Source organism: Dethiosulfatarculus sandiegensis (genome assembly GCF_000931935.2).
Taxonomy (GTDB): domain Bacteria; phylum Desulfobacterota; class Desulfarculia; order Desulfarculales; family Desulfarculaceae; genus Dethiosulfatarculus; species Dethiosulfatarculus sandiegensis.
In genome coordinates this window covers 50,406-62,569 of record NZ_AZAC01000002.1, presented here as the reverse complement: position 1 = coordinate 62,569, position 12,164 = coordinate 50,406, and the positions used below count along the sequence as shown (strand labels likewise).

The window sequence follows — 12,164 nt, the reverse complement described above, 5'->3', positions numbered from 1 at the left end:
AGAGAAGCCTTCCGGCATTTATCAAAAAATCAGACGGGGAGTTTGACGCCTATGGATTTGCCATAGTCCTGCCCTGATTTAATGGCGTCGGGATTGTCGATATCACCTTCCAATATATTTAAGGAGCCCAACTCGGTCATATCCATCTTGTAAACAAACTGCATGGTGTCGAAAATGTATTTGGGCGCGTCGCCGCTGTGGGTGTAGGAGCCAAAGGAGCCTCCCACCTTGCCCACCAGGTTTAAGTTTTCAGCCTTGAACAAAAACTGTTTCATGCCGCCGGTCATGTCCCTGTGATAGGTGGGGCAGCCGAATACATAGGCATCATATCCTTCCATGGCTTCGGCATCTTTGATATCACTTATTTTTTTCAATACCGGCTCATGGCCGCTCATGCGCAGACCTTCCGCTATGTACCCGGCCACTTTCTCGGTGTTGCCCGTACGGCTGGTATAAGCTACAAGAACCTTTCTCACTTGGCCCCCTCCTTGTTTTCAGGGTTTTTGTTTTTATCCGTTGCTTCCGATTAGAAATAAAGGCCCTTTCGGCCGGGAATCAATGCTCCTCCGGCCATTTTTCGACCAGCCTTTCCTCTAACAGAAAGCAGAATCTGTCCGTCTTTATCTCCTTACCGGTCACCGGACACTTAAGGGTCACCTTATGTTCCGTCACCTCTTTGACCAGCCAGTCACCTCGGCGCGGGCCCCTGGTGAGGTTGATCTTCTGCCCGGCTTTTAACTCAAAGGGTTCAAAATAAAAGACCCATTGCTTATCCATATCAAACCTACTTGCTAATAAGAATTATTACTAGAGTAACCTTATTAGTAGTTTTACCCAAGACATTTGTCTAAAAGAAAAATAATTTTTAGTGGAGCTTCCTATTTCACGATAGCTTAAGCGATACCATAGAGCAAGTAGGCTATTTAACCATCAAACATTATCAATAAATAATTGCTTGCATAAAGACAGGGTGCGAGGAATTGCCTGAAATGGAAAAACAAGCCCATTGGCAAATCCGCGTTTTTGCCAATGGGCTTTTCCTGAAAAGTTGGGCAGGCCGGACCCCATGATAGAGGTCCGACTTTGCCCTTGGGTCTCCCCCCGATCAGTCGACCCTTTTAACTTTTAATTTCTTTTGTTATGAAGCCTTCTTCACCTCTTTGGCCTTTTCCTGAAAGCTCTCCTGGATCTTGGCATAGCGGCGCAGGGCCACCATGGCGTCGACTGCCTGCTCGGCCCAACGATAAGCCGGTATGCCGGCCTCGCGCAGGCGCAGGATATCCCGGTCGCACTCGGCCCCGCCCTGAAGCTGGGCAATGATGGGCTTGTTCAGGTAGCCGAAGCTCTTCTTGAGATCCAAGACCGCATCCGTGATCGCCGCCACATCGGTGATCGCCGTGGGGCAGGTGGATACCATGACGCCATCCACATTGGGATCACGGATCGCCTGTTTCAAGGCGCCCTGATATTGGATATGGTTGGCCGTGCCCGCGATATCCACCGGGTTCAAAGGAGAACCAAAGGCGGGCATGTAGGCCCTGATGCGCTGGGCCAGATCAGGAGATATATCCTTCAGCTCGCGCATGGGCATGCCGCTTCTTTCGAAGTGATCGCAGGTAAGCAACCCGCTGCCGCCGCCGTTTGTGATCATCACCACATTGTCGCCCCGCAAAGGAGGCATCATGCCCAAGGCAAGGGAGATATCCAAAAACTGCTGCCAGGTGGTGGCCCGGATTGCGCAGGCCTGCTTAAAGATCCGGTCGTAGTGGCTGTCGCCCGGTCCGGCCTCGCTGGCGGTGTGGGCCATGGCAGCCTTCACGCCGATCTCGCTTCCGCCGACCTTAATCGCCACCACCGGCTTATTGGGAGCAACCTGACGGCTGGCCTCGATAAAGGCCTCTTCACTGTCCAGGCCCTCGATATAGACCGAAACGCACTTGGAGTTGGGGTCCTTGCCCGCATAAGCCACAAATTCACTGAAGTCCACATCCGCCTTGTTGCCCAGGCCCACAAAGAAACTCATGCCAAAACGGGTGGTCTGGGAGGTTCCCAGGGCGGCCAGCAGGTTGGCGCCGGACTGGGAGATCATGGCCACGGGGCCGGCCACGGGCAGATAGGGAATAAAGCCGCAGTTGAAGTTGGAATAGGGGCTCCCCATGCCGAGGAGGTTGGGGCCGATCAAGGGCAGCTTGTTGTCCCGGCAGTACTGGGTCAGGCGGTCCTGCAGATCACCCCTGCCCACTTCCTTGAAACCGGAAGAGGCCACGGTGACCAGCTTGACCTTTTTCCTTACGCAGCTTTCCAGGATAAACTTGATCAAGTGAGAAGGCACCGCCACAAAAGCGAGATCCACTTCCATATCATCGGGAATGGCATCCACTGTGGGATAGGCCTTGAGCCCGTGCACCGTATCGGCCCTGGGGTTTACCGGCACAATGCGGCCCTTGAAGTTCCAGTCCTTAAGCCCTTGAATTACTTGATAACCGACCTTGCCCGGGTAACGGGAGGCACCCACCACCGCAATGGTCCTGGGATTCAAAGCGTACTTCAGGCTCTCAACAACATAGTCGCGCACTTTGGTGGTTTTCACTTCTGCACCTCCCGGTTCCCCGTGAAGTTCAACAGGAAATCATCGGTGAACACGCACTCTTCCCAAAAATTGTGCTGATCGTCCAGACGGCAGACCCAGCGGCGAAACTGACGGGTGACGTCTGTCTCCTTGATCTCCTCAACCTCGCCGTATTCCTGGATCTTGGCCCTCAAGGCTTCCACATCCGTGGTCTGGTTGCAGGCCCAAAGCCCGATGTCATAGAAGCTGTCGGTGTATTCCCAGACAGAATCAAAGTCTTTTTCCTGGGCCAGTTGATCAACGATTTCGGCTTTTCTGTGGCAGGGGGTGATCTGGAACAGGCGCACCACAAACATGCGGTAGGTCAGGCCCAGCTTTTGCCAGTTGGTGAACACCAAAGGCACCAGGATGCGTTTTTGCTCGATGATGCTCTTAATGCCGGCGAGCATGTCTTTTTCGTCAAAACCGGAGATATCGGCCAGGGCCTTGAAGTTGAAGTAATCTTCCACAGGCCGTTTCTTGTTGATCGCCGCCAGGATCTTGATGTCTGTGGCGTCAAGCTTGTCCTGCACCTTGGCCAGCTTATCCATATGCTCTTTGGACCAGAAGAATTCCCGGTACATCTCGCCCGGTGAATCCCACATATTCATGGAGCTTTCGCGCACATCCCGCCTCACAGGGCAAAGGTGCACGAAATCCACCTCGGGCCGGTTCTTCCAGGGCTCGATTACGTCGGCCAGAAGGTTGTCCAAAACCCTCATGTGGTCGCCGTTGTAATAGTCAAAGTCACCGCCGGTGGTCTCAAAACCGGTGCAGATGGGATCTTTGTCCTGGTACCAGTCGGTGAACTCTTTTTTCACCTCCGGCGGAGTGCCTTCCTTTAATTTGACCAGCCAGTAATAAAGGCCCCAGCCATAGACCTGGGTGGCCGGGTTCATGACAAGCATGATCAGGTGGTCGTGGTACATACGCTGGATGCGCGAGTCCAACTCCGCCTTGGGGATCTTGGTTTCCTTGGCAAGCCAGTCCAGATTAAAGACGTCGCTTTTCAACTGGTAGGCGGATTTGGCGATGTTGTAAGCCGCCATCTCCGGGGCATCCAGGGGTACAATCCCCGGTTCCAAAAAGGCTATGCCCCGGGGGGCAAAACGGTATTTGCCCAACCACTTTTGGCAGTCCGGTCCGCCCAGTTCATAGGGAATCGAATCAGGTTTATTTGCCATTACTCGCTCCTTTGCTTGGTCCAAAACCATTACACCGAAGGTAAAAACCTGGTGGAAGCTTGAGACACCCTGACCGGCGATCTTATATCCCAAGGCGCAAGGCCCAATGCCCCGGCCCGAAAAAGAACGCCCGGTCTGGCCCTGGATATATACAAGGGCCGTGCCAGGCTCAAAAAGCCCCAAGTAAGTTATCTTTTCTTATTAATTACGGAGAGTTGGAGATAGGGTCGAAAAGTATACCAAAACTGTTTAAATGCGTGGATTTTACGCCTTGTACAGGCCGGAAATCATAACTATCTGTAAGCACGGCTAAAAAAGTAATGCGTGCTTTACACGCATATGCGTGAAAAGCACGCATCCAACCGGCGGAGAAAACCGCCTTATTTTTTTTCACCACCATCAGGCATTGATATCCAGGGCCTTGAGATAATGGGTCAGGGAATGACGGGATATACCCAAAAGTTCGGCAGCCTGTTTTTTGGTGGCCCCCCTGGCCAGGGCCTCCTTTATCAAGGTGGCGGTGAGCTGGTTCAAGGTTTCTTTCAAGTTGAGCCCATCCTCGGGAAAACGCACCTCAATAAGGGACTGATCTGTCTGGGTTACCGGGGAAAGATCAAACGAAGCCAATGACTTGGGTCCCAGGGCCACATGGTTGATCACGTCATAGCTGCTGGCCTCCAAAAGGCTGCGCTCCAGCACATTGCGCATCTCGCGCACATTGCCGGGCCAGTGGTAGCGCTCAAGAGAACCTAAGGCCTCGGGCCCCAGGCGGGGTACATTTTTTAAATCCATCTCATGGGCCAGGCGCATCAGAAGCTCCTTGGCCAGGATGGTTATATCGCTGGTGCGCCTGCGCAAGGGCGGCATATTTATGACCAGTACATTCAAACGGTAGTAAAGGTCCTGGCGAAACTTCTTTTCCTGGACCAGCTCTTCCAGATCCTGGTTGGTGGCGGCGATAATGCGTGCGTTCACCTTGATATTGGTCTCGCTGCCCAGCCTGCGCACCACCTGGGTGTCCAGAAAGGTCAGGAGCTTGGCCTGCAGGGCCAGGTCCATATCCCCTATTTCATCCAGTAAAAGGGTGCCCTGGTCCGCCATCTCCAAAAGCCCCCTTTTGCGCCCCTGGCTGCCGGTGAAGGCTCCGGGTTCATAACCAAAGAGCTCTGACTCCACCAAGGAAGGCGCTATGGAAGCACAGTTTATCTCAAAAAAAGGCCCATCCGCCCGGCCTGAATGCTCGTGAATCCAGCGGGAAAGGTGGTTCTTGCCGGTGCCGCTCTCCCCGGTGAGCAAAACCGTGGCGTCACTGTCCGTGGCCCGGTGGGCCTCGTCCGCCACCATGCGGAAGGCAGGGGAGCGGTACTGCTCGATTGTGATCTCCGAAGATCCCGGCAAGAGCCTGGATTTCCGCCTCAGCTCCTCCACCTCTTCGGTGAGCCGCCTGGCTTTCATGGCGTTTTGCAGGGAAACCAAAAGGACATCCGGCTCCACCGGTTTGGTGAGGTATTCAAAAGCCCCCAGCCTGGTGCTCTCCACCGCGGTTTGGATGGAACCGTGGGCGGTCATCATAATATACTGGGCATGGGGATAGGTTTGCTTGAGCTCCCGCATAAGCTCGACCCCGTCCGTGTCGGGCAGGCGGATATCCAAGACCATTACATCGGGATAAAAAAGGGCTGCCTTTTGCCGGGCCTCTTCACCGGTGAGAGCGGTTTTTGTATCATATCCCTCTGAATCAAGCAGCTTTTTCAGAAAACTGATCAGATGCTGTTCATCGTCCACCAGAAGTACGGTACCTTGCATTTACTCACCTCGGGTTCAAGCATTGCCGCATAGTAATTCAGGTTGTAGCGCTGGTAAACCGGGCAGTCCATGCAGTCGCGCAGGCCGCCCAGGCCAAAGGAGCATTCAGCCTTGTGCTTGAGCCAGCACAGGTCGTTGTCCGCCACCTGACAGTTGTGGCAGGCGTCTTTTTTCTCCGGCAGTATGGTGTAACAGGGCGGCCGGTCCCCCACCGGCAGATATGCGGTGAACGAGGCCCCGCTTCCGGCCTCGCTGGCAACCTGCAGCACTCCGCCCTGGGCCTCTATGATGTCATGGGCAATGGAAAGCCCCAGGCCGGTCCCCTTATTTTTGGTGGTGAAAAAAGGCAGGAAGACCTGGTCCAACTGATCCCTGGGGATGCCAGGCCCATTATCGGAAACAGACAAAGCCACCACCTGGCCCGGGAAACCGGTGAAGAGCTGGTCGATCTCCCCATCGCTCATAAGGCAACTGGATACTCTCACCACTCCGCCGGGCTCAAGCACATCAAAGGCGTTTATCACCAGGTTGCCGAAAAAACGGCGAAAGGCCTTGGTGTCAAAACTGATCACAATGGGCTCGTCCGGGTTATCCATCTCAAGCCGCACCTTCTGGGCCCTGCCCAGAGGCTCAAATGAAATGGCCACTTCCTGGACCAGGTTCTGCAACACAACCGCTTTGGTCTGGAAATGGTCTATGGCCGCCGCGCTGAGCAATCCCGAGACCAGTTGGTTCACGTTCCGGATTTCGCTCACCACAGTGTCCAAGATCACCCGGTTTTCATCATTGGCGTTAAGCCCCCGGTTGATCAACTCCAGTCCGGTGCGGATCGTGGCCAGGGGATTTTTGATCTCATGGTTGAGTCTTGCGGCCAACTCGCCCACATAGGCCATTTGTTCGGCCCTGGTGCGCCTCTCTTCTGTACGTCTTAAGTTTTCCTCGGTGCGTTTGCTTTCGGTTATGTCTGTGATAAAGCCTTCCAGATGCTTTAAGCGGCCTTCGGTGTCAAACACCCCGCCTCCCTGTTCCCAGACCCAACATTCGTTTTTGTTTTTTTGCTGGATGCGATACTCCAGCCGCCAGGGCCTCTGGTTGCCGAGGCATTGGTTTATCACCCTGTGCACCCTGCCCCGGTCATCGGGATGAATCAGGCCGGCATAGGAAACAAAACGCCTTTCTATAAGGTCTTCAGGTAAAAAGCCGGTCAAATCCTTAACCCCCGCGCTGACAAAAAGCATGCTGTCATGATCCCGGCGGCAGCGATAGACCATCCCGGGCAAATTACTGATTAAATTTACAAATTTACGCTCATTATCCCTAAGTTCCTCTTCCGCCATCTTACGCTCGGTAATATCGTAAAAGGCTAAAAAGACACAGGGCCCATTCTGCCAGTAAACCTTTTCCATGGAGAGCAATACAGGTATGCACTCGCCCTGACGGTCTTTGAAAAGGGTCTCGTGCTGCTCCGGGGTCTTGAGCCCCCTTAAATTGTCCTGGAATTTACGTAAGGTTTCGGCCCGTTGGCCAGGAAAGACAAGCGAACTCAGCTCAAGGTTAAAAAGCTCTTCCTTGGCATAATTCAAAATACGCCCGGCTGGAGGATTGGCGTAAATGATCCGGGCATTTACATCAGCCACCAACATGCCTTCAATGGAGCTTTCCACCAAGGCCCGGTAGTTTGAACCAAAGGAAGCAAAATCCTGCATCACAAGGCCCCTCCCCCCGGTCTTTGCCGAAATCATTTAAGAAATCTTTGGCGCTGAACAATCAATCAGAGCCCGAAGCAACCTGTCTTACCAGAGAAACCGATGTTTCAATTTGCAAAGACCTGCTAAAGCCTTACAACAAGCTTGGTTCGGGCACAAGGGTCTGCCCATAAAAACCTGCGGATATTAAGAGACTAAAGTGAATAGCTGATCAGGGCCTTTTCAGGGGCGACGCCCCGGCCGGGACGGCTGTTTCAACCCCGCTTTCCCAAGCCAAAAAAACCGGGCGCGGAATCTGGTCCGCGCCCGGCGCCGTCAGCTTACAGGCAATCTACTCCCAGGCTTTGTCAGCCGCCTTCCAAAGGCGGGAACACAGTCAAAAGATCATCCTGGGACAATTCCCTTTCAGGTTCGACCACCCTGCCGTTTAGCAGGGCAACCTTTTTTTCCTCAGGCTTTATACCCAAAGCGGCAAAGGCTGCCCCAACCGTGGCCCCGGGAGGCAATTCAAGGCCAAAGGGCTGCTCCTTTTGGGGCGCCCTGTCCTTGAAAGTCAGCAGAAGTTTAACCTTTATCAGCATAGACAACACATCTCAGGCCAGCCCCAGTTGGCCCAGCTTCTCCGGGCTGGGAACCCCGTCCTGGGTCCAGCCCCTTAGGGTGTAAAACTCGGTCAGCATCTCTTCCAGGCGACAGACCATGCCCTTGGCCGGGCCTTCGGGCACAGGCTCGGAAAGCATGCGCGGGGGCAGGGTGTCCTGGGCCCTCTTAAAACCGGCCCGGTTCAAAAACACCCTTTCCGCGTTAAATATGCGCTCCCCGGCCCGGCAGACCTCATCCATAGAATAATCCAAGCCAGTGGCCGCATTCAAAAGGTCTTTTATTCCTTCGGGCTTAATGGTCTCATCGGGGAGCACAAAGTTCCTCACCGAAAAAAACACGCAAACCCCGGCCGCGTCTATGACGCAAAAGACATCCTGCCAATCCTTGATCAACTGGGGCTTTCCCTTGATGCTCAAGGGGTCCACCAATTTAGGCACCCCCAGGATCTCGATATAGGCCGGATCTCCCCGCATGTGAGAAGCGCCTATGGGGCTGGTGGCATAGGCCAGGCCCATGCCCTGCTCCCCCCTGGGGTCGTATCCGGCAAACTCCTGGCCCTTGGCCACCATGGCAAATTCAGGATGCCCGTAATGGGTGGCCAGGCGCAAGGATCCCAGCCCCAGGAGCCTGCCAAAGCCCTTTCGCTCGCCGGTCAGGCGGGTCAGCTCCACTATGGCCGGGGCGTCGCCGAACTTAAGCTCCCGGTTCAAGCCCACATCCTCGGCCGGAATCAGGCCCTTTTCACTCATCTCCATGGCGCAGGCAATGGTGGCCCCCATGGTTATGGTGTCCATCCCCATTTCGTTGCAGATGTAATTGGCCTTGGTCACAGCGGCCAGGTCATCCACCCCGCAGTCGCTGCCAAAGGCATAAATGGTTTCATATTCAGGGCCTTCACCCTCACCGGCATAAGGGCCGTCCGGCACCTTGGTGCCCCTGCCGCAGGCTATGGGGCAGGCATGGCAGGCCTTGGCCTGGGTCAGATAGGTGTCGGTAAGGGCCTCGCCGCCCACACTGTCCCATTTTTCAAACTGGCCGAACTGAAAATTTCTGGTGGGAAAAACTCCGACGTTCTGGGTGCCCACAGCGGTGATGGGGGTGCCCCACTTTCTCAGGGGAACCGGGCCGCCTGCAAAGGATTCTTTAAACCCCTTTACAAAACCTTTGGCCAGCTCCTTGAAGCCCTCGGGATCGGCCAGATCGACCTTGCCGCTTCCCTTAACCACCACGGCCTTCAGATTTTTCGAGCCCATCACGGCACCCACCCCGGAGCGCCCGGCGGCCCGGTGCTTATCGTTCATTACAGAGGCAAAAAGCACTCCGTTCTCACCGGCAGGGCCGATCAGGGTGGTTCTGGCCTTTAACAGGGTCTCTTTTTTGAGCACTTCGTCGGCCTGGGGGACCTCCATTCCCCAAATATGGCTTGCGTCCCTTAACTCGGTTTTTTGATCCTCAATCCAAAGATAAACCGGCTTTGTCGCCCTGCCGGTAAACAGAATTGCGTCCCAACCCGCTTTTTTCAGCTCACTCGGGAAATGCCCCCCTGAGTTGGAACAGGTTATGGCTCCGGTCAAGGGGGATTTGGTCATGATCATATATCTGGCCCCGGTGGGGGCGGTGGTGCCGGTCAAGGGGCCTGTGGCCATTATCAGCTCATTTTCCGGGCTCAAAGGGTCCACCAGGGGGTCGACCCGATCCAAAAGCAGTTTTATACCGAGCCCCCTGCCGCCGATATAGTCCCGGGCCAGCTTTGGATCCAGGGGCAAGGTTTCAAGCTCCCCCCCGGTCAAATCCACCAGCAATATCTTTCCGCACCAACCCTTCATTTAAACGTCTCCTTTTGCCTGGCCGGGGCCAGGCCTACAGGCCCAGATAGGCCTCTTTCAAGCCCGGGTCTGCCAGCAGATCGGCCGAAGCTCCCTGCCTTGAAAGGCTTCCGGTCTCCAGGAGATAGGCATAGCTTGTGTTCCTCAAAGCCATCTCCACCGACTGCTCCACCAAAAGCATGGTGGTTCTTTGCCTGACCTTCTCCAAAACCCGGTAGATCTCCTGCACAATCACGGGAGCCAGGCCCAGGGAAAGTTCATCCAGGATCAAAAGTACGGGCCTGGACATAAGGGCCCGGCCTATGGACAACATCTGCTGTTCTCCGCCGGAAAGGGTCCCTGCCCTTTGGTCCAGGCGCTCTTTTAAAACCGGAAACAGGCTCAAGACCTCTTCCATGGTCTGGTCCAGCATTTTGCGGCCCCTGGGCAGAAAGGCCCCCATCATGAGGTTGTCCTGCACATTCATATCCGCGAACATGCGCCTTCCCTCAGGCACCACAGCCACGCCCAGGCGGCTGATTACATGGGGCGGCTGGTTCTGGATCTCCTCGCCGTTTAACAGCACCTTGCCGCTCGTGGCCTTGAGCAGACCGGTTATGGTCCTTATGAGGCTGGATTTTCCGGCCCCGTTGGCCCCCAGAACCGCCACAGACGAACCCTGGGGCACTTCAAGGGATATGCCGCGTAAAACCCGGTTCTCTCCTATGCTTGCCTTTAAGTCTTTTACCTCAAGCATCGGCCTGCTCCCCCAGATAGGCCTCTATCACCGCCGGGTCCTGACAGACCACACCCGGCTCGCCCTGACAGATGAGTCGGCCCATATCCAGCACCAAAACCCTTTCGCATACGCTCATGATCGCACCCATGATGTGTTCGATCCAGACCACTGTCATCTCGTATTCATCCCTAATGGACTTGATCAGCTTCAACGCATCCTGCATCTCCATGGTGTTCAAGCCCCCCAGAACCTCATCCAAAAGAATCAACCTGGGTCCGGCCGCCAGGGCGCGGGCCAACTCCAGGCGCTTTTTATCAATGAGATTAAGGCTTTCGGCCAGCCATGCCTCTTTTCCGGCCAGGCCGGTTACCCCTAATAGCCGGGCGGACTCCTGTTGCCTTGCCTTGCCTTTTAAATTCGGCTGATTCTCCAGTAGAGGCACATATACATTTTCCAGGCAGGTCATGCGTCCAAAGGGTCTGGTCACCTGAAAAGTGCGGGATATACCGGCCTTGCAGGCCAGATCCGGCCTCAGGCCGGTGATCTCCCTGCCGTCCCATAAAACAGAGCCCCTGTCCATCTGAATTGCGCCGGTGATCAGATTGAAGAGAGTGGTCTTGCCCGCGCCGTTGGGCCCGATAAGCCCCAGGATCTCCCCCTGCTCCACCCTGAAACTCACCTCGCTTATGGCCTGCACCCCTCCGAAACGTTTACAGGCGTCTTTGATTTCCAAGAGGCTCATCATTCACCCCCCTTTGCTCCGGCCTTTTTCCACCAGTCGCCGACCAGCCCCACCAGGCCCTGGGGCGCAAAACGGGCAAACAAAAGAGCCACGCAGCCAAAAACCAAAATGTGATATTTGTCGCTGAAATGCCTTACGAATTCGCTTAAGACCTCCAGTAGAAGCGCTCCCACCACAGGCCCGGCCAAAGTGCCCAGACCGCCGATTACCGCCATGGCCAGCACATGGAACATGAGGTCCAGGGAAGGGATGTGAGGGGTTATCAAAAGCAGGTAATGGCCATAAATTGAACCGGCCAGCCCTGCCATGGCCCCTGAGATCACAAAGGCAAAGACCCTGGCCCTGGTTACGTTGACGCCCAGGGAGCGGGCCGCGGTCTCATCGTTTAAAACCGCCCTGAACTTAAGCCCCATATCGGAGTTGACCAGCCAGGCGATCAACCCCACCATGGCCACGGCCACCGCAAGCATCAGGTAAAAGGCGGTGATCTTGGAATAAGGGCCGATAATAAAGGGGACCTTGAGCCCCATGGTGCCCCTGGTGATCTCATATTCGTTTTGGATCACAATACGCACTATCTCGGAGAACCCCAGGGTGGTTAGAGAGAGGTAAATCCCGCCCATGCGGATGCACAGGGCTCCCAGGGCCAGGGAAAGCAGCGCGGCCATGGCCACGCCCAAAGGCAGGCCCAAAAGGGGATGCAGCCCAAGTTTGGCCGAGAGTATGCCCGAGGTGTAGCAGCCGATCCCGGCAAAGGCGGCATGGGCAAAGGAGACCTGTCCCGTATAGCCCGCCAAAAGGTTCCAGGAAGAGGCCATCATCACATAAAACAAGCCCATTATGGCGCTGTTGAGCCAATACGGCCCCAGGGTCAGGGGCAGAAGGGCAAACACCGCCAGACAGACAAGCCAGGGGGTGAACCCCGTCAAGGCCGGCTTGTTCCCACTTCCTATAGTTGTCGCTGCCTGCAT

General features: G+C 55.3%; 11 protein-coding genes. All 11 read right to left on the bottom strand.

From position 1 onward, the window contains the following. Window positions 1-29: 29 nt before the first annotated feature. Window positions 30-476, bottom strand: coding sequence for a flavodoxin family protein (locus X474_RS01940; protein ID WP_044346415.1), 447 nt, complete (start codon window positions 474-476; stop codon window positions 30-32). 79 nt (window positions 477-555) lie between these two features. After that, window positions 556-777, bottom strand: a complete 222-nt coding sequence (locus tag X474_RS01935) for a hypothetical protein (protein WP_044346414.1) — start codon at window positions 775-777, stop codon at window positions 556-558. A gap of 361 nt (window positions 778-1,138) precedes the next feature. Further along, window positions 1,139-2,590: an acetate--CoA ligase family protein gene (locus tag X474_RS01930; protein ID WP_044346413.1), complete on the bottom strand. Its 1,452-nt coding sequence runs from the start codon at window positions 2,588-2,590 to the stop codon at window positions 1,139-1,141. After that, the gene (locus X474_RS01925) at window positions 2,587-3,792 is read right to left on the bottom strand and encodes a hypothetical protein (RefSeq protein ID WP_044346617.1); all 1,206 of its coding nucleotides are present in this window, start codon (window positions 3,790-3,792) and stop codon (window positions 2,587-2,589) included. The genes X474_RS01930 and X474_RS01925 overlap by 4 nt, the downstream gene beginning before the upstream one ends. Before the next feature lie 399 nt (window positions 3,793-4,191). Beyond that, window positions 4,192-5,598, bottom strand: coding sequence for a sigma-54-dependent transcriptional regulator (locus tag X474_RS01920; protein ID WP_044346412.1), 1,407 nt, complete (start codon window positions 5,596-5,598; stop codon window positions 4,192-4,194). Further along, window positions 5,556-7,304, bottom strand: a complete 1,749-nt coding sequence (locus X474_RS01915; protein ID WP_197281923.1) for a PAS domain S-box protein — start codon at window positions 7,302-7,304, stop codon at window positions 5,556-5,558. The genes X474_RS01920 and X474_RS01915 overlap by 43 nt, the downstream gene beginning before the upstream one ends. Window positions 7,305-7,651: 347 nt before the next feature. Then, a complete protein-coding gene (locus X474_RS01910; RefSeq protein WP_044346408.1) occupies window positions 7,652-7,885 on the bottom strand; it encodes a MoaD/ThiS family protein in 234 nt (77 codons plus the stop codon). A 12-nt stretch (window positions 7,886-7,897) separates the two neighbouring features. After that, window positions 7,898-9,733 carry an aldehyde ferredoxin oxidoreductase family protein gene (locus tag X474_RS01905; RefSeq protein ID WP_044346406.1) on the bottom strand — a complete coding sequence of 612 codons (1,836 nt, stop codon included), beginning with the start codon at window positions 9,731-9,733 and terminating at the stop codon, window positions 7,898-7,900. Between the two features lie 34 nt (window positions 9,734-9,767). Next, window positions 9,768-10,469, bottom strand: coding sequence for an ABC transporter ATP-binding protein (locus tag X474_RS01900; protein ID WP_044346405.1), 702 nt, complete (start codon window positions 10,467-10,469; stop codon window positions 9,768-9,770). Next, window positions 10,462-11,196: an ABC transporter ATP-binding protein gene (locus tag X474_RS01895; RefSeq protein ID WP_197281942.1), complete on the bottom strand. Its 735-nt coding sequence runs from the start codon at window positions 11,194-11,196 to the stop codon at window positions 10,462-10,464. Before X474_RS01895 ends, X474_RS01900 begins: the two co-directional genes overlap by 8 nt. Further along, the gene (locus X474_RS01890) at window positions 11,193-12,164 is read right to left on the bottom strand and encodes a branched-chain amino acid ABC transporter permease (protein ID WP_052514754.1); all 972 of its coding nucleotides are present in this window, start codon (window positions 12,162-12,164) and stop codon (window positions 11,193-11,195) included. Before X474_RS01890 ends, X474_RS01895 begins: the two co-directional genes overlap by 4 nt.

Coding starts and splice junctions, on each gene's coding strand:
- X474_RS01915 (WP_197281923.1), bottom strand. CDS start 7,304: ATGCAGGATTTTGCTTCCTTTGGTTCAAACTACCGGGCCTTGGTGGAA.
- X474_RS01935 (WP_044346414.1), bottom strand. CDS start 777: ATGGATAAGCAATGGGTCTTTTATTTTGAACCCTTTGAGTTAAAAGCC.
- X474_RS01905 (WP_044346406.1), bottom strand. CDS start 9,733: ATGAAGGGTTGGTGCGGAAAGATATTGCTGGTGGATTTGACCGGGGGG.
- X474_RS01920 (WP_044346412.1), bottom strand. CDS start 5,598: ATGCAAGGTACCGTACTTCTGGTGGACGATGAACAGCATCTGATCAGT.
- X474_RS01890 (WP_052514754.1), bottom strand. CDS start 12,164: ATGCAGGCAGCGACAACTATAGGAAGTGGGAACAAGCCGGCCTTGACG.
- X474_RS01925 (WP_044346617.1), bottom strand. CDS start 3,792: ATGGCAAATAAACCTGATTCGATTCCCTATGAACTGGGCGGACCGGAC.
- X474_RS01900 (WP_044346405.1), bottom strand. CDS start 10,469: ATGCTTGAGGTAAAAGACTTAAAGGCAAGCATAGGAGAGAACCGGGTT.
- X474_RS01895 (WP_197281942.1), bottom strand. CDS start 11,196: ATGATGAGCCTCTTGGAAATCAAAGACGCCTGTAAACGTTTCGGAGGG.
- X474_RS01910 (WP_044346408.1), bottom strand. CDS start 7,885: ATGCTGATAAAGGTTAAACTTCTGCTGACTTTCAAGGACAGGGCGCCC.